At 71.9% G+C, this 16,761-nt stretch carries 19 protein-coding genes; 10 read left to right on the top strand and 9 right to left on the bottom strand.

Features of this window, described 5'->3' with window-relative positions; all coding sequences use genetic code 11:
* From WYO_RS16580 to WYO_RS16565, 4 genes are all read right to left on the bottom strand, one after another.
* A complete protein-coding gene (locus tag WYO_RS16580) occupies positions 1-447 on the bottom strand; it encodes a (2Fe-2S)-binding protein (RefSeq protein WP_007564555.1) in 447 nt (148 codons plus the stop codon).
* A gap of 126 nt (positions 448-573) precedes the next feature.
* Entirely contained in the window at positions 574-1,530 is a 957-nt protein-coding gene (locus WYO_RS16575) for a GlxA family transcriptional regulator (RefSeq protein ID WP_007564553.1), read from the bottom strand.
* Positions 1,531-1,773: 243 nt separating this feature from the next.
* Positions 1,774-2,046: a protein usg gene (locus tag WYO_RS16570; protein WP_007564551.1), complete on the bottom strand. Its 273-nt coding sequence runs from the start codon at positions 2,044-2,046 to the stop codon at positions 1,774-1,776.
* 230 nt (positions 2,047-2,276) lie between these two features.
* The gene (locus tag WYO_RS16565; protein ID WP_007564549.1) at positions 2,277-3,320 is read right to left on the bottom strand and encodes an ABC transporter substrate-binding protein; all 1,044 of its coding nucleotides are present in this window, start codon (positions 3,318-3,320) and stop codon (positions 2,277-2,279) included.
* 513 nt (positions 3,321-3,833) lie between these two features.
* Here WYO_RS16565 and serA point away from each other — a divergent pair.
* The 3 genes from serA (at position 3,834) to WYO_RS16550 (ending at position 6,901) form a co-directional block, all read left to right on the top strand.
* The gene (serA, locus tag WYO_RS16560) at positions 3,834-5,057 is read left to right on the top strand and encodes a phosphoglycerate dehydrogenase (RefSeq protein ID WP_007564547.1); all 1,224 of its coding nucleotides are present in this window, start codon (positions 3,834-3,836) and stop codon (positions 5,055-5,057) included.
* 231 nt (positions 5,058-5,288) lie between these two features.
* On the top strand, positions 5,289-6,344 hold the full coding sequence (locus WYO_RS16555) for a catalase family peroxidase (RefSeq protein WP_007564545.1): 1,056 nt from the start codon (positions 5,289-5,291) through the stop codon (positions 6,342-6,344).
* Entirely contained in the window at positions 6,341-6,901 is a 561-nt protein-coding gene (locus tag WYO_RS16550) for a cytochrome b (protein WP_007564542.1), read from the top strand. Before WYO_RS16555 ends, WYO_RS16550 begins: the two co-directional genes overlap by 4 nt.
* 28 nt (positions 6,902-6,929) lie before the next feature.
* Here the strand turns inward: WYO_RS16550 and WYO_RS16545 are convergent, their stop codons facing one another.
* On the bottom strand, positions 6,930-7,307 hold the full coding sequence (locus tag WYO_RS16545) for a PH domain-containing protein (protein WP_007564540.1): 378 nt from the start codon (positions 7,305-7,307) through the stop codon (positions 6,930-6,932).
* A gap of 134 nt (positions 7,308-7,441) precedes the next feature.
* On the opposite strand from WYO_RS16545, the gene WYO_RS16540 reads away from it, so the two are divergent.
* Positions 7,442-7,819, top strand: coding sequence for a hypothetical protein (locus WYO_RS16540; RefSeq protein ID WP_007564538.1), 378 nt, complete (start codon positions 7,442-7,444; stop codon positions 7,817-7,819).
* Between the two features lie 86 nt (positions 7,820-7,905).
* Here the strand turns inward: WYO_RS16540 and WYO_RS16535 are convergent, their stop codons facing one another.
* From WYO_RS16535 to WYO_RS16525, 3 genes are read right to left on the bottom strand one after another with little or no spacing between them, the layout of a single operon-like run.
* Positions 7,906-8,799: an NAD(+)/NADH kinase gene (locus WYO_RS16535; RefSeq protein ID WP_007564535.1), complete on the bottom strand. Its 894-nt coding sequence runs from the start codon at positions 8,797-8,799 to the stop codon at positions 7,906-7,908.
* An 11-nt stretch (positions 8,800-8,810) separates the two neighbouring features.
* On the bottom strand, positions 8,811-9,797 hold the full coding sequence (locus tag WYO_RS16530) for an SPFH domain-containing protein (RefSeq protein ID WP_007564533.1): 987 nt from the start codon (positions 9,795-9,797) through the stop codon (positions 8,811-8,813).
* Between the two features lie 17 nt (positions 9,798-9,814).
* Complete coding sequence (locus tag WYO_RS16525; protein WP_039903137.1) at positions 9,815-10,540, bottom strand: NUDIX domain-containing protein; 726 nt, start codon at positions 10,538-10,540, stop codon at positions 9,815-9,817.
* Between the two features lie 251 nt (positions 10,541-10,791).
* Here WYO_RS16525 and WYO_RS16520 point away from each other — a divergent pair, with 251 nt between their 5' ends.
* The 6 genes from WYO_RS16520 to WYO_RS16495 all read left to right on the top strand — a co-directional run bounded on the left by WYO_RS16520 (position 10,792) and on the right by WYO_RS16495 (position 15,668).
* Positions 10,792-12,954, top strand: coding sequence for a marine proteobacterial sortase target protein (locus tag WYO_RS16520; RefSeq protein ID WP_007564529.1), 2,163 nt, complete (start codon positions 10,792-10,794; stop codon positions 12,952-12,954).
* A complete protein-coding gene (locus tag WYO_RS16515; protein ID WP_007564527.1) occupies positions 12,951-13,529 on the top strand; it encodes a class GN sortase in 579 nt (192 codons plus the stop codon). Before WYO_RS16520 ends, WYO_RS16515 begins: the two co-directional genes overlap by 4 nt.
* A 119-nt stretch (positions 13,530-13,648) precedes the next feature.
* Positions 13,649-14,359 carry a helix-turn-helix transcriptional regulator gene (locus WYO_RS16510; RefSeq protein WP_244424203.1) on the top strand — a complete coding sequence of 237 codons (711 nt, stop codon included), beginning with the start codon at positions 13,649-13,651 and terminating at the stop codon, positions 14,357-14,359.
* Positions 14,360-14,453: 94 nt separating this feature from the next.
* Positions 14,454-14,747 (top strand): hypothetical protein, encoded by a 294-nt coding sequence (locus WYO_RS16505; protein WP_007564523.1) that lies wholly within the window; start codon positions 14,454-14,456, stop codon positions 14,745-14,747.
* A gap of 169 nt (positions 14,748-14,916) precedes the next feature.
* Positions 14,917-15,273 carry a hypothetical protein gene (locus tag WYO_RS16500; RefSeq protein WP_039903159.1) on the top strand — a complete coding sequence of 119 codons (357 nt, stop codon included), beginning with the start codon at positions 14,917-14,919 and terminating at the stop codon, positions 15,271-15,273.
* A gap of 209 nt (positions 15,274-15,482) precedes the next feature.
* Entirely contained in the window at positions 15,483-15,668 is a 186-nt protein-coding gene (locus WYO_RS16495; RefSeq protein WP_007564519.1) for a hypothetical protein, read from the top strand.
* Positions 15,669-15,734: 66 nt separating this feature from the next.
* Here the strand turns inward: WYO_RS16495 and WYO_RS16490 are convergent, their stop codons facing one another.
* Entirely contained in the window at positions 15,735-15,968 is a 234-nt protein-coding gene (locus WYO_RS16490; protein ID WP_007564517.1) for a hypothetical protein, read from the bottom strand.
* Positions 15,969-16,761 lie beyond the last annotated feature (793 nt).

Below are 16,761 nucleotides of genomic sequence, written 5' to 3'. Positions count from 1 at the left end.
TCAGGCCGCGGCCTGCCGCACGGCGGCGGCGATGGCGTTGTAGGTCCCGCAGCGGCACAGGTTGGTCATCGCGTCGGCGATGTCGGCCTCGGTGGGGTGCGGCGTCTGCTGCAGCAGGGCGGTCGCGGCCATGACCTGGCCCGACTGGCAATAGCCGCATTGGGGCACCTGCAGCGCCACCCAGGCGGCCACGACCTTCCGGCCGACCGCGTCCTGCTCGACCGCCTCGATCGTCGCGACGGATTGCGTGCCGACGCTCTCGATCGGGATCTGGCAGGAGCGCGTCGCCTGGCCGTCGAGCAGCACCGTGCAGGCGCCGCATTGGCCGATGCCGCACCCGTACTTGGTGCCGGTCAGGCCGAGCGTATCGCGCAGGACGAACAGTAATGGCGTATCGGGCTCGGCATCGATTGCATGCTGGCGACCATTGATTGTCAGGCTCACCATGATTGCGTCCGTCCGAATATCAGCAAGGGCCTGCGCCCTGCTTAAGCAGGGCCGTGCCCGCCGCCTACGCCATAAAGGCCACGTTTTCGGACACGGCCCGCGCACCGCCCGCGTGCCGGGTCCGCCTCACATGACGGCGAGCGGCCCGGCGGCTTGCCGGATCGCCCGGGGGACCTCGCCGTAGACCCGGAGGAAGGACCGGCGCATCCGCTCGCGGTTGGCGAAGCCGACCGCCTGGGCGATCTCCTCCAGGGGCAGCCGGCTCTCCTCCAGCATCAGCTTGGCCGCCTCGACCCGGATCGTCTCGACGGCCTTGGCCGGCGAGGTCCCGGTCTCGGCCCGGAACAGCCGCGTCAGCTGGCGCGGGCTCAGGCAGGCCACCGCCGCCAGGTCCTCGGCAGTCAGGGGCTTGCGCAGGTTGCGGCGCGCATAGGCCAGGACGGTCTGGATCCGATCGGTGGGCGGGTCGACCTCGAGCAGGGCCGAGCGTTGCGCCTGGCCGCCGGACCGGCGCCGCTCCATCACCAGCCCGCGGGCCACGGAGGTGGCGAGGTCCCGGCCGTGGTCGCGCTCGACCATCCCGATTGCGAGATCGAGCGCCGCCGACATGCCCGCGGAGGTCCAGATGTTGTCGTCGGCGATGTAGATCTTGTCGACGTCGAGCTTGCAGGCGGGATAGCGCGCGCGGAACTGGGGCGCGAAGTACCAGTGGGTCGTGGCGCGCCGCCCGTCGAGCAGGCCGGCATCGGCCAGGATGAAGGCCCCCAGGCACAGGCCGGCGAGCCGGCGGGTCGATTGCGCGGCGGCGCGGATATAGGCGGCGAGCCCCGGCGCCGTCGTCGGGATGCCGACGCCGGCCGCGACCAGGACCGTGTCGAAGGCGTCCGGCTCGGCCAGGGGCTCGGTGGCGACGTCGGCGCCGAGGCCGGCCCGCAGCCGGCCGCCCTGCTCCGACAGGAGGCGGACGTCATAGAGCCGCTCGCCGGCGTACCAATTCGCCATCTCGAACGGCGAGGTCACGGCCAGACCCATGAAGTCGAAATCGGGGCAGAGGACGAGGCCGACGCGACGGGCCGCTGCCATGAAGAACCACTCCGCTCCACCCCGATAAGAGCGGCTGTATTAGCATTCCTTCCGAGAGGGCGCGACGCGCGGAAGAACATCCCGTCGCGCGCCGTGCGGGTTGTGCAACGGATACCGGTCGATCGCGGCGCGAACCTGGCTCGGTACTCGGGACCGAACCCGCGTGCAGACGAGCCTCCGGCGGCCCGGGCCCGTGAACCTGCGGCGCGCCGAATCTCCGCGACCGGCGCGCCGGGATTCAGCTCAGTGCAGCAGGAAGTCCCCGGAGACCGCGCGCAATTCAGCCGGCTTCACGAGCTGACAATGCATGACCGTCACGGAATGCACGGGACCGTCGAGCTGCGCCTGCCAGAACGCCAGGAACTTCTTCAGTTCCGGAAGATCGGGAAACAGATCCAGCTGCTGCCAGATGAAGGTCTGGAGCAGGTTCGGGTAATCGGGGAGATGATAAAGGATTTCCGCCGTCGTCAGGCTGTAGCCTTCGATCCAGGTGGGAAGCTTTTTCAAGGTCGCCATCACCCAACTCACGTAAGCCGGTTGACCGAAGCCGTACGCTAACCCGGGCCGTTTGCCGCCTCAAGGAAGCGGCTCGTCGATTCCGCGTTCCAACGGATGCTCACACCGTTCCAGGCCGCCACGAGGCGCAGGCCCGCTCGGCTCGACAGCGGGCCTGACGCCACGCTGGCCCGTGCACGAAACGGGCCGCGCGAGCGGATCCGTGCCGGCGCGGCGGAGCGAGCGCCGGCTCACGCGGGAAAGGCGCGGTTGAGCAGATCGTAGTTCACGAAGGGCCCCAGGGCGGCCGGGATGCCGCCGCGCTTGATCTCGCCGGTCTCGATCAGGAAATCGGCGGTGTCCGACAGCGCCTTGAGGAACGGCGCGGTGTTCGCCTTGGCCGTGCGCCCCCAGTATTTCGGGCCGAGCTGCTCCTGGGCCGTCGGATAGGACAGGCCGGCCAGGGTGTCCCGCAGGGGCTCGAACGGCGCGCCGAAATCCTCGGCCAGGGTTCGGGCCGTGCCCTCGGGATCCGCCCGGTAGCGATCGAGCTGGGCCTGCACGGTCCGCAGCCAGGCGATCACGGTCTCGGGCCAGCGCTGCGCGAAGTCCGTCCGCACCACCGCGGAGTTCCAGAACAGGAAGCCGTGCGGCCGGAGATCGCCGGAGACGAGGAGCTGTCGTCCGCCCGAACCGAGCAGGTCGCCCCAGAACGGCCCGTTGATGTAGGTGCCGTCGATGTCCCCGCGCGTCCAGGCGGCGATCGTCTCGGGCTGGCCGAGCGGCAGGCGCTTGATCGCCGCGGGGTCGAGCCGGTTGATCCGGATCACCGCATCCAGGGCGCAGGCCATGGTGGAGGACGGCGCCACGGCGATGCGTTTGCCCTCCAGCTGCTTGATCTCCGTGATCGCGGGCCTGACCACGAGGCGTTCGCTGGTCGCCACCACCTCGGGCGAGCCGAGGATCTGGATCGGCAGCCCGCGGCCGAGGCCGGCCACGATCGGCGCACTGCCGAAGATTGCGAGGTCGAGCCGGCCGGCCGCGAGCATCTGCAGCGCCAGCCCGCCCGACGGAAACGGAAACCACTCCACCCGCGTGCCCAGCGCGGCCTCGAACGCGCCGTCATGCCTGCCGATCACCCAGGCCCGGGGGGCCGTCGGATGGCCGATTCGGACCAGGGCGGGCTTTGCACCCGGCTGGGCGCCGCCGCGGCCCGGCCGAGCAACGGTCCCGAGCGCGCCCGCGCCGAGCGCCAGCACGCCGCGGCGGGACGGGTTTGCGCGACCGCGCGTCATCGGTCGCTGCCTTGGCGGTCCGGGCGCGCCCGTCCGTCCGGCCCCTGCTCGCGGACGGCGCGGGAGGGAACCGGACTGCCGATGCGCCACCGGCCGATGTCAGCTTTCCCATACACGCGGTCGATCCCCCTGCGGGATGGAGCCGTGCGGCAGCGGACGGCTCGAAGCAGCGGCGGATACAGTGTGATCCGACAGCCGATCAGGTCAACGGGATCGACTGTGCATGTCGAACGCGCGCGCTTAAATGCTCGGCCTTTTGCTTCATAAAGTCGGCAACATTAATTGATCGATGCAGAATTAAAATCATAATGTTGTTTTTATGAATTTTTCCGGGTTAAAAAGCTCAATCCCTCAAGTCTTACAACAGAAAAATCCCGGTTCAGCCAATGTCGTGACGCCGCGGGCATCACGAAAGCGGACCTGCGTGTCGGCATCCGTCGTAGGCGACGGGGTATGAACCCGTTCGCGAGGAACGTGATAACCTGTGCCCTTCCATCCACAGAGGGACCGGTTTTGCCCACGGATCGTATCGTCCTGACCGAGAACATCGCGTCCACGGCCCGTCAGGTCTTCGCGCAGGCGGGGCTCGACGATGTCCAGGTGCTCTCGCATGCCATCGGCCTGCCGGACGCGTCGCGCATCGCCGATACCAACGTGCTCGGAATCCGGTCCCGGACCAAGATCACCGCGGCGCTGCTCGACGCGCTGCCCCAGCTGACCGCCATCGGCTGCTTCAGCGTCGGCACCAATCAGGTCGACCTCGAGAGCGCCCGGGCCCGCGGGCTGCCGGTCTTCAACGCGCCGTTCTCGAACACGCGCAGCGTCGCCGAGCTCACGATCGGCGAGATCGTCATGCTGCTCCGGCGCATCCTGCCGCGCTCGGCCTCCGCCCATGCGGGCGGCTGGGACAAGTCGGCCTCGGGATCCTTCGAGGTCCGCGGCAAGACCCTCGGGATCGTCGGCTACGGCAATATCGGCTCGCAGCTGTCCAATCTCGCCGAGGCGATGGGCATGCGGGTCATCTTCCACGACCTGACCGACAAGCTGCGGCACGGGAACACCGAGCCCGTGGAGAGCCTGGAGGCCCTGCTCGCCGCCAGCGACGTCGTCAGCCTGCACGTCCCCGAGACGCCCGGGACCCACGGGCTGATGGATGCGGACCGCATCCGGTCGATGAAGCCCGGTGCCTACCTGATCAACAACAGCCGCGGGACGGTGGTGGATCTGGACGCCCTGGCGCAGGCGTTGCGGGACGGGCGTCTCGGCGGCGCGGCGATCGATGTCTTCCCGGTCGAGCCGACATCCAACGCGGAGCGATTCGTCTCGCCGCTCCAGGGCCTCCCGAACGTCATCCTGACCCCGCATATCGGCGGGTCCACCGAGGAGGCGCAGGACCGGATCGGCGCGGAGGTCGCCCGCAAGCTGGTCGATTACGCGCAGACCGGCTCCACCCTCGGCGCCGTCAACTTCCCCCAGGTGCAGCTGCCGCCGCGCCTGTCCGGGGCGCGCTTCCTCCACGTGCACCGGAACGTGCCGGGCGTGCTCGGCAAGATCAACGCGATCTTCTCGAGCCGCGCGCTCAACATCGATGCGCAGTACCTGCAGACCGACGGCGAATTCGGCTACGTCGTGGTGGACGCCTCGGTGCAGCTGCCGGAGGCGGATGCGGTCCTCCAGGCGCTTCGAGGCATCGACGGCACGGTGCGCACCCGGCACCTCGCGCCGCGGGCGGCGTGAGCCCGGGCGTGGAACAGTAGTCCCGGGCCGAAACCCGCCCGTCGGCGAGCGCAGCCCGTATCCGGCGGCGCAAGGAAGCTTGGCTTTCCTGAATTCAAAATTTCTGGCAGCTTACGAGGCCTCGAATGCGGGCGGAGCCGGGCTCCGCCGCCGTCCGGGACCGGGATCGTTCGTCGCCGCGCCGGAGCCGTCCGCGGCCGGCGCCGCACGACGTCCAAGGGAGACCGTCACATGCCGCTGCCTTCGTCGGGGCCACGCTCGACCCTGACCTCCCTCGCCGTGATCGCGGCAATCTGCGCCGGCGCGACCGGCGCGTTCGCCTACACCGCGGGCTGGCTCTCGCCCGACCGCCTGACGCCGACGAAGCTCGTCGACGCCCTCGCGCCGCCGACGGGGCCGGTTCCCGGCTATCGGCGCAACCACGCCAAGGGCATCTGCTTCACCGGCGTGTTCGAGGCCAATGGCAACGGCACGGCGCTCTCGCGGGCCCGGGCCTTCGAGACCGGGCGCCATCCGGCGCTGGGGCGGTTCAACCTCGGCACCCCCAATCCCGGCGCGGCGGATGCCACCGTGCGGGTGCGGGGCTTGGGGCTTCAGATCACCGCGGAGGACGGCGCGGTGTGGCGCACCGCCATGATCAACGCCCCGGTCTTCCCGGTCTCCAACCCGGAGGCCTTCTACGCCCTGCTGCGGGTGCCCGCGAGCAAGGAGCCGAACGCGATGGCGGGCTTCGTCGCCGCGCATCCGGAATTCGCCCCGTTCGGCGCCTGGGCCAAGAGCCCCGACTGGACCGCGAGCTACGCGCAGGAGCCCTATAACAGCCTCAACGCCTTCCTGTTCACCAACGCGTCCGGCGCCGAACAGGCGGTGCGCTGGTCGTTCCGTCCCCAGGCGCCGGCGGAGCGGATCACGCCCGAGGACCTCGCCAAGCGCGGCGCGGCCTATCTGGAGCAGGAGATCACCGAGCGGGTCGCGGCCGCGCCGCAGCGCTGGAGCCTGATCCTCACCGTCGCCGAGCCCGGCGACCCGACCGCGGATCCGAGCCGGGCTTGGCCGGAGGGACGGCGCACCATCGAGGCCGGCACCCTGGTGGTCGAGCGCATCGAGCCCGAGGCGGACGGCCCGTGCCGGGACATCAACTTCGATCCGACGATCCTGCCGGACGGCATCCGGGTCTCCGACGACCCGTTCCCGGCGGCGCGCTCGGCGGCCTACGCGAAATCCTACGATCTGCGCACCGCGGAGGCGAAGGACTATCCCAAGCGCAGCTCGGAGGCGCAGCGATGACACCCGACGCGAAGCGCTTTACCGGGCTCCAGCGGCTCCTGCACTGGTCGATGGCCGTGTGCATCATCGCGATGTTCTTCATCGGGGTGGGCATGGTCTCGACGATCATGCCGAAATACGTGCCGCTGCTGGCGACCCATAAGACGCTGGGCGTGGCGATCTTCGTCCTCGCCCTCATCCGCCTGGCGGTGCGGGCGCGAAGCGGGACCCCGCCCCTGCCGGCGGACCTGCCGGCCCCGATGCGGCTCGCCGCGCACCTGTCCCATTACGGGCTCTACGGGCTCATGGTCGCGATGCCGCTGCTCGGATGGGCGATGCTGTCGGCCGGCGCCTACCCGGTCGTGCTCTACGGCGGCCTCCGTCTGCCCGCGATCGTGCCGCAGAACCCCACGCTCCATACGGTGCTCTGGAACGCGCATTCCTACCTGGCCTTCGCGTTCTTCGCCCTCGTGCTGACCCATGTCGCGGCGGCGCTGTTCCACGCGCTGGTGCGCCGGGACGGCGTGTTCGCGGCGATGGCCCCGGTCGGATCGCGGACCGGGGCGTCTGCCCGGTGAGCCGGCGCCCGGCGGTCGGGACGCGGCGCTAGCGCAGCACGCCCTCCGCCAGGGCGCGCTGGATGCCGCGCACATCGGCGCCCTTCTTCAGGGTGCGCTCGATCGGCTGGGGCGTGCCCGAGACCCAGATCTTGAGCTCGGCGTCGAGGTCGAAGGTGCCGGCCGTCTCCACCGAGAAGCGGACCACCGCCCGGTAGGGGATCGAGGTGAACTCGACCTTGCTGCCGGTGATGCCCTGCACATCGATCAGGATGATCCGGCGTTCCGTGAACACGAACACGTCCCGGATGATCTTGAACGCCAGGCGCGCGGTCTCGCCGTCGATCAGGATGCCCGCGAGCCGCCGCTCCAGGGATGCGGCATCGACCTCGCTGCCGTGGCCGAGCAATCCGTCCAGCAAACCCATGGCTCGCACGCTCGCTTCGCCTGTTCCGGGGCCGCCACCATGCCGTCCGGGATCCGCGCCGGCAACAGGGCGGCGGTCCGGACCGGCCCGTCGACGCGTTGGCGTTTCGCAGGGCCGGCGCTAAAGCCCCCGGCATGTTCGATGACGCAGCCGCTCGACGCTATCTCGCGGGCCTGGCCCCGGCGGCCCCGGGCTCGGTGCGCTGGCTCATCTATGACCAGGCCCAGCAATGGGTGTCGGTCATCGACACGGAGCTGGCCGCGCTGCGGCGGGACTGCGCGCATGTCCTGAGCACCCTGCCGGAGGAGGACCCGGACGCGTCCCTGGCCGCGGCGATCCGTGAGTTCCTGGCCGCGGGGGCCGACCGCGCCCCGCACGTCATCGCCCTCTCCTGCGCCGTGCTGATGCAGGGCACCGGCGATCGCGATGCGGTCTTCGCCCGGGTCCAGTCCGGCGTGATGGCGACCCTCGTCGAATCCGAGGCCGTGGTGGTCAGGCCCGTCGCGGCGTGACGGGCCGGCGGCTTGTGCCCTGACGGATTGCCCCGCGCGATCACCGGCTGCTCGATGCGGGCCCCTCCGCATTCGGGCGCGCGGCCTCAGGCGACGACGAGGTTGAGGGTCCGGGCTGCGGGGGCGATGGCGACGCGCCGCCCCCAGTCGAAGGCGAGGAAGTCCTGCTCGATCCCGTCGGCGAACACGACGCCGCCCTCGTTCATCCGCGAGGTCACGGTGAGGGACTCGGCGGCGAGCTTGCCCGCGCGCAGGCCCGTCGCGGTGGCGACGCTGGCGAACGGCTCGCGCACCCAGTAGCCGACCGCAGCCTCCTCCACGCGGACATCGAGGGCGATGTGGGTCGCCTCGGCGATCGACCGGGCCCAGCCGGTCAGGCCGGTGCCCGACGCCACGATCAGCCCGCTCGACGACTGGTCCTCGGCCCGGCCGTGATCCTCGATCCGGTAGCGGGCGGATTGGTGGCTGCGATGGCCGACGAAGATCTCGTTCAGGGCGAGCAACCGCTCGCCGCCGTCGAGCACGGCCTGCACCATGGTGCGGTGCTCGATCGGTGCCGCGCCGGCGACGCTCGCCGGCAGCAGGGCGCCCAGGCGCTCCACGGCGGCGCGGGCCAGCACGCCGTCGTAGAGGTCGGGCGCCGGATTGACGCCCACCACCGGCTGCCCGTCGAGATATTTCGCGACGTTGGCCACCAAGCCATCCTGGCCGACCGCGACCACGACGTCCTCGGGGGCGAACAGGAAGCGGTCGAGATCGGGGCGCCGCACCAGCGCCTGCCGCCACTCGGTCGGCACCGTGGCGCGGGCCTGGGCGAGGACCGCGTGGAAGCGCGCGTGGCGGTCCTCGATCGCCGCGATCGACTGCCCGCGGCTCTCCAGGAAGAACCGCACCTGGCCCCGCGTCGCGTGCCGGGCGAGCAGCAGCTCGTAATCGGTGTCCCGGGTCACGAAGACCACCCGGGGCGTGACGGAGGGCATGGCGCGTCTCCTCAGCGCGGCGCGACCGACAGGGGCATGGCCCGGCGGAACTCGCCCAGGGCCGATGCCAGGAGATCGGGCGTGACGTTGAGGTGCTCGATCGTGTCGAGCTTGCCGGCCAGCTCCCGGGCGGCCAGCCCGAGCAGCACGGTCGGCGGCATGTCCCGGTAGATCGCCGCCCGGCGCTGCTCGGCCTCGATCGTGGCGCCTTCGACCAGCCGGATCCGCTCGGCCTCGGCGGCCGCCTCCAGCCCCTGGGCCTCGGCGAGGCCGGCGGCGCGGTCGCGGGCGTTCTGCGCCTCCTGGGCGATCAGCAGCGTCTCGCGCCGGGCGAGCTCGGTTTTGGTGGCGAGCTCGTTCTCCGCGATGGCCCGCTCCTTCTCGACCGCGAGGGCGCGGCGCGCGAAGGTCGCCTCGTCGGCCTTCTGCTGCAGGGCCTCGAAGGTCGGGGTCTGCAGGGCACGTTCCAGCTCGCTCGTCGGCGCGAGGTTCGTGAGCCGCACGGAGACCACCGCGACCCCGATCTCGGCGAGGGCCGGGGCCTCGGCCAGGACCGCCTCCAAGGTGAGGCGCAGCGGCTCGGGGCCGGCATCGAGCAGGGCGCCGATCGGCTTCGCGCCGAGGTGCTGCAGCACCGCCTGGCCGGCGATGCCGTTGAGGCGCGCCTCGATCCGCTCGATCGGCTCGCCCTGCAGGCGCCCGGTGGCGAGGTTGATCGAGAAGTCGACGCGGGTCGCGAGCAGTTCGGGATCGACCACGTGCCAGCCAATCGTCCCCTGGACCGCCACGGTCTGGAAGTCCCGGCTGCGGCCGCGCACGAACAGCGTCGTCTCGCGGTCGTCCACCGGCACCTCGCTGATGCTCGCGGTCTCCGGCCGGAACCAGAAGACCAGCCCGCGCCCGCTCTCCCGGACGCGGCCGCCGCGGTAGCGGATGATGTGGCTGCTCGCCTCGCTCCTCAGCTGGGCGATCAGGCCGATATTGCGGATCGTTGCCATGACATCCTCCTGGCGGGTCAACGGGACGGTCGGAACCGGTAGAGCTCGGCCGGGCGGAACGCCGTGCCGGCTTCGCGCGCGCCGGTCGGCTCCAGCCAGCCGCGGTCGAGCATGCGGCGGCGGAAGGCGGGCTTGTTGAGCGGGGTGCCCAGGATCGCGGCATGCACGTCCTGGAGCTGCCGGAGGGTGAAGTGCTCCGGCAGGAGCGCGAAGGCGACGTCCGAATAGTCGAGCTTGCCGCGCAGCCGCAGCACGGCGAGCGCCAGGATGTCGGCGTGGTCGAAGGCGAGCGCGCGCGGCTCCCCCCGGTCCGACAGGGCCGAGACCGGGCCGCCGGCCTCGCCCGCCCAGGGCACCGCGAGGGTCGCGGCCGCCAGGCCCTTGCCGCTGTCGAGCGCCGCGGCGAAGGCCGGCTCCGGCAGCAGCGCCAGATAGGCCACGGAGACGATGCGCATGCGCGGATCGCGGTCGAGGGCGCCGAACGTGTAGAGCTGCTCGAGCCGCGCCCGGGCGATCCCGGCCTTCTCGCGCAACACGCGCTCGGCCGCCGCGTCCAGGGTCTCGGCGATGCCGACGAAGCCGCCCGGCAGCGCCCAGCGCCCGGCATGGGGATGCTGCCTGCGCTCGGCCAGGAGCGCGGTCAGGCGGCCCGCGCGCAGGCCCAGCAGGACCAGATCGACGGCGAGCGCCGGCCGCTCGAAAGCGGCGGGGTCGTATCCGGCGAGGAATTCGGACTCGGTCATGGCGTCGACTATGCTCAACTTGAGCATAACTAAGACGCAGATTGCGTATAAGTCAAGCGCCGTGCCGGCCCCGTCACGCAGCGCCGATGGGCGGACATGTCCGGACACGGTCCGCACCGATCCGCCGGGGCACGACCGGCCTGTGCGGTTGCGCGCCGAAAAATGGCGAAGCTTCTCGTGGCCGCCGAATCCGGCGCGGGAGAACCTGATGTCCGAGCCGGCCCCGACCCGCCGGCACCGGAGGTTCCACGATGCCGATGCCCGTCTCCCGTTCCTCATCGCTGATCGAGCAGCCCCACACCGCCGCGCTGTCGCCGCTCTTCCTCGCCGCCCTGGCGCTCCTGATCATGCTGGGCTCGGCCCGCGCCCTCCCGGCGCCGACGGGCAGCGGCCTGATGCTGCACGGCCAGGCCGGCGCGGCGCCGGTGCAAGCCTTGCGGCTGGCCACCGACATCGCCGTCGACGTCAGCGGCCCGACCGCCCGGGCCGTCGTGACCCAGGCCTTCCGCAACACCACCCCGGACTGGATGGAGGGCACCTACGTCTATCCGCTGCCGGAGGACGCGGCGGTGGACGCGATGACGCTCGTCGTGGGCGAGCGCGTGATCGTCGCCGACATCCGCGAGCGCGCCGCCGCCAAGCGCGCCTACGCGGCCGCCAAGGCCGCCGGGCAATCCGCGGCGCTCACCGAGCAGGAGCGGCCCAACGTCTTCACCAACACGGTCGCCAACATCGCGCCCGGCGAGACGGTGCTGGTCCAGATCACCTATCAGCAGACGATCCCGGTCGCCGACGCGACGCGCGCGCTGCGCCTGCCCCTGGTGGTCGCGCCCCGGTACAACCCGGGATCGCAGGCCCTCGCGAGCGTCGCCACCGGTCCCGCCGCCGACCCGGTGCCCGACCGCGCCCGGATCAGCCCGCCGGTGCTTGATCCGTCCCAGACCCCGCCGGTGAATCCCGTCACCGTGACCGTGCGGCTCGAGGCGGGGTTCGCGCTCGGCGCGGTTCGCAGCGCCACCCACGCGATCCACGTCGCCGAGACCGGGCCGCAGGGCCGCCGCATCACCCTCGCCGAGGGCGTTGTCCCGGCCGACCGCGATTTCGAGCTGACCTGGGAGCCCGCGCCGAGCCGGGCCCCCGAACTGGGCCTGTTCCGGGAAGAGGTCGCCGGCCGGACCTACCTGCTCGCCACCGTGAACCCGCCGGAGGCCGAGGCGGCGCCGCGCCCGGCGCGGGACGTCACCTTCGTGATCGACAATTCCGGTTCGATGGCCGGCGCCTCGATGCGGCAGGCCAAGGCCGGGCTGCTCGCGGGCCTCGCCCGGCTGACGCCGCGGGACCGCGTCAACGTCATCCGGTTCGACCACACCTGGGACGCGCTGTTCCCCGAGGCCGTCCCGGCGACCCCGGAGGCCCTGCGCAAGGCGGAAATCTTCGTCGCGGACCTGGAGGCCCGGGGCGGCACCGAGATGCTGGCGCCCCTCAAGGCGGCCCTGGCCGACCCGCATCCCGAGGAGACCGCGCGGGTGCGCCAGGTCGTATTCCTCACCGACGGCGCGGTCGGCGACGAGGAGCGGATCTTCGCGGCGATCCACGAGGGGCTCGGGCGCTCGCGCCTGTTCATGGTCGGCATCGGCTCGGCGCCCAACGGCCACCTGATGCGCCACGCCGCCGAGATCGGCCGCGGCAGCTTCACGGAGATCCGCGACCTCGGCCAGGTCGGCGAGCGCACCCGCAGCCTCTACGCGAAGCTCGAATCGCCCGCCGTCACCGACCTCACCGCGACCGTCTCGGCCCCGGATGCCGAGGTCACGCCGCGCAGGCTGCCGGACCTGTATCGCGGCGAGCCGCTGGTCTTCGCCGCCCGGCTCGCGCATCCGGAGGGCACCGTGACCGTCTCCGGCCGGGTGGGCGGCAAGCCCTGGCGCCGCACGCTGTCGCTCGGCGAGGCGGTCGCGGGGGCCGGCATCTCGAAGGTCTGGGCGCGCTCCCGGATCGGCGAGACCGAGACGGCGCGCATCACCGGGCACCTGACCGCCGAGGCGGCCGACGCCACGATCCTCGGCCTCGCCCTGGAGCACGGGCTGATGACGCGCCTGACCAGCCTGGTCGCCGTCGACGCCACGCCGCGCCGCCCCGCCGGAACGCCGCTCGTGGCCGCCGACCTGCCCCTGAACCTGCCGGCGGGCTGGGATTTCGCGACGGTGTTCGGCGAGGGGCCGCAACGCGGGACCGCGGAACCGCGCCAGCGGCGGGCCGAGGCCTCCGCGCCGGGCCCGGTCGCCGAAGCCGGCATCGCCCTGCCGCAGACCGGCGCGGGGTTCCTGCCGCAGCTTGCCCTGGGCCTGCTCCTCGCCCTGCTGGGCCTCGGGCTGCAGCGGCTCGGCGGCCGCCTGACCCGGAGGGCGCTGTGAGCCGCCGGCGCAGCCTCGGCACGGGGCGGGCGCTCTGCGCCCTCCTCACCCTGGCCGGGCTCGGGCTGGCGGCGCAGGCCGCCTGGATCCCCGCCAAGGCCGCCCTGGCGCAGGTCCTGCTCGCGCGGTCCTTCGCCCGCACCCTGGCCGAGGGACGCCCGGTCCGGCCCTGGCCCTGGGCCGATACCGAGCCGGTCGCCCGGCTCGCCATCGCGGGACGCAGCTTCGTGGCCTTGCGCGGCGGGAGCGGCCAGGCCCTGGCCTTCGGCCCCGGCCATCTCGACGGCACGCCGGAAGCCGGGGATCCCGGCACCGCGGTGTTCGCCGCCCACCGCGACACCCAGTTCGCAGTGCTGGGCGGGGTCGAGCCCGGCGACCCGGTGGCCGTGACCCGGCGCGACGGCCGGACCGCGCGCTTCCGCATCACCGGCAAACGGGTCGCGCGCTGGGACGCCTCGGGGATCGACCCGCGGGCCCCCGGGCGACACCTCGCCCTCGTCACCTGCTGGCCCCTCGACGGGCTTCGCCCCGGGCCCCTGCGGTTGATCGTCGAGGCCGAGGCCGAGACGCCCTGACGGCGGGGCAGTTGCGCAGCTGTGCGGTTTCGTGCGGATCTGTGCGGGACGAAGCCGCACGGGCCGCACCGGTGACCGAGATCGAACTGACCGAGGCGCAGAGCAGCGCCATCGCCCAGATGGTGCGCGAGGCCCTGGCCCGCCGCCGGATCTCCCGGCAGACCCTGGCCGTGCAGGCGCAGATCAGCCTGTCCACCCTGGAGAAGGCCCTGGCCGGCCGCCGCCCCTTCACGTTGGCGACCACGATCCGGCTCGAGGAGGCGTTGGGACAATCGCTCCGCCGGGACCCGGGCCGGACGGCGCCCGCGCCCGAGCCGCCGCCGCACGCCCCGGACGAGCTCGGTTCCTACTCGCGGGAGGGCGTGGCCTGGATCGAGGGATGCTACCTCACCCTGCGCCCCTCCTTCGGGACCGTCGGCGCGATCTTCGCCTACCGCACCGAGATCGCCTGGGATGCCGGCCTGTCGCGCCTGGTGTTCCGCGAGGCCGAGCGCATGGACGCGCCCTTCGCCCAGTCCGGCAGCGTCGCCGTCCCGAGCCAGTCGGGCATGATCTACCTGGTGACCAACTGGCATGGGCAGCATCGCCTGGCCGTGCTGTGCCGCCCGAACATCCAGGGCGAGATGTACGGCATCCTGACCACGCTGCATGCCGGCCGCGGCACGCAGCTCACCCCGGCCGCGGCGCCCCTGGCGCTGATCCCGGAGCGGGCGGCGGACCTGGCCTACGGTCGCATCGCCCCGCAGGAACCGGGTCACGCCCGGTACCGGGCCTATCTCGACCGGGTGCGCGAGGACGGCTACGCGGCGTTCTTCACGGACGTCTCCTGATCCGTCGAAGAGTTGCCCGGGCCTGTGACACCGGCCCCGGGACACATGCTGCGCGATCGCCTGTTTCCTCTTCGGACACAGACGAAAGACCCCCATGATCAAGTATATCCTCGCCGCGGCATCGGCCGCGGTGCTGACGACGCCTGCCCTGTCGCAGGTGATCGAGACCCCCACGAGCACCACCGTGATCGTCCCGCCCGGCGCGCCCGGCGTCGTCACGCGCCAGCCCGGCTCGACCGGAGAGGACGAGGCCGCAAGCTACTCGCCGACCGGCCGTGCCGCCGACGGCATCGCGGCCGACTCGGCTGCGGCAGGTAACGCCAACCAGCCCGCGCGCGTCGGCACGACCGGGAGCGGCGGCGGCGGCGGGAATGGCGGCGGCGGCTGAACCGGCCCCGCTCGAACCGACCCCGTCACGGCGAGCGCCGGACGGGGTTTTTTAATCCGCCAGGACCAGCCAGACGTCCCGGACCACCGGGTTTGAAGCCGTCGCCCCCTCCCCCCGAGCGGTGCCGCATCGAACGATGCCGGACGCCGCTGCCCTGAAAGGCGCCCCCGTGCTGCTTCGCTCCGAGACCCCGCCGCCGCCCGGCAACCTGCATGTCGCGGAGCCGCCCGCTTCCGACCGGCCGACCACGGCCATGCTCAAGGCCGACATCGACAGCGGCGCCACCGGCGACAAGGTCGCGGCCTACGATCCGAGCCTGTCGCAGCTCGGAACGGATGACGAGGCGGCCGGCAACCCGCCGTCGCCCGAGCGGATCGCCCTGGCCCGCAAGACCCAGGCGGCCTCCGCCAGGGTTCGGAATGCGGCGCGGCCGCGCGGGTTGGATGCCTGGATCGTGCTGGGGTTCGGCGGGTTCATCGGCGGCATCGGGGTCGTGCTGAGCACCGCCATCTGGCTCGGACGGTGAGCGCGCAGCGCACCCGGTGCGTGTGGATCGTTCAGGGGCGGATGCTCTGGAAAACCCCGGAGCGCCCGCGATTCTTGTGGCGAATACGGCGGAACACAACCAGAACGATAAATATCGTCTGAACCATCGACGTTACGGAGGTTTAACCCAGATCAAAGTCGGTCCGCGGGCCGCCCAAATCCCCAGAACGTTCGGGCCCACATCCGACCATGCGCACACTCGATCTGCACGCCCCGACCTTCGGGTCCTCTCACGATCCGATCCTGCACGGCGTCGCCACCGGGCTCGCCGACCTGTTCCCCCCGGTCGACCATCCGGCGGGCCTGGCGGACGAGCCCGCTATGCCGTCCGATTTCGCTCTGGCGCCGGACACGCCGCCGGATGCCGAGCTGTGATGGTACGGCGACGGCCCGGCTGACCGGCAACCCGGAGGCCGGGCGCATCGGCGGACCCAAGCGGATTCAACCCGCTTCGGCGGGCTGCTCGATATTCGAGGCGACCGTGAAGCCCTCGCGATCGAACACGTTGTAGATGATTGCAGCGGGCTCCAGGCCGAGGCCGGCGATATGCGCGACCGCCGCCTCCTTGGCGTCGGCGACCGTGTCGAACGGCTCGGGCAATTGGTACATCTCCGGCAGCTCCTCCTCACCCGCGCTCTTCACGGGCGGCGTGGTGATTTCGACCGTATAGGGCATGTCGGTGCCTTCCTGACGTCCAGTGGAACCCGCCGCGGACCGTGGGCTGGACCACGATCGCAGACCAACCCGAAGTTGCCAGAGCCATTCGCTCCGGCCGGCCGCCGTCCTGGCCTGCGATCGATCCTGCCAAGACTCGCGTCGATGCGATTGGTAACGCACGGATACGGAAAACCGTTGCTCAATACGGCCCCGCACCGGCAAACGTCTTAACCCTGCCGCGGAAACACGATGGTGCCGGGCGCTCCGTCCCTGGCCGCCGCCGGGCATGAGACTCAACCCAGGCGGGTGCCGCGACGACCGATCCCACAGAGCTTTCGCCGGCAGGATGTGCTCTCGCGCACCTCGCGGGAAGCGGCCCGGGCGTATCCAGGGCTGAGGCCGTCTCCGCCCCCTCGGACGGCCCGATCAAGCGGCGCAGTGACCTCCCCGGTTGCTGCGCCGTTGTCGTTCCGGGTCCATCGAGCCTTGAGGGTCTCGCGCCGGCCGGCGCGTCGACCGAGCCTCGGCATCGGACCGGGCCGAAGGCGCCTCGGGGCGTGCACCGGTTCGGCGTGCAAGGGTTCGCTAACCGAAGCCCCCCACCTTCGGGCTCATGTCCAAGCGAACGATCCAAACTGCGAGAGGCGTGCTCTGGGTCGCGGCCCTCGCGCTCTGCTGTTTCTCGGCCGTGATGCTGGCGGAGGCCAACCGTCCCGTGGACCGGGCCGCCGCGTCTCCGGCCGCCTCCGATCCCGCGACGACCGGGTCGATCGATCAGGTTCCGATCCGATGGTGCGGGGCCGCCCCGTGG

The organism is Methylobacterium sp. GXF4 (genome assembly GCF_000272495.1).
Taxonomy (GTDB): domain Bacteria; phylum Pseudomonadota; class Alphaproteobacteria; order Rhizobiales; family Beijerinckiaceae; genus Methylobacterium; species Methylobacterium brachiatum.
The sequence above is the reverse complement of the archived record's forward strand: the minus strand, read 5'-3'. Positions and strand labels throughout refer to the sequence as shown.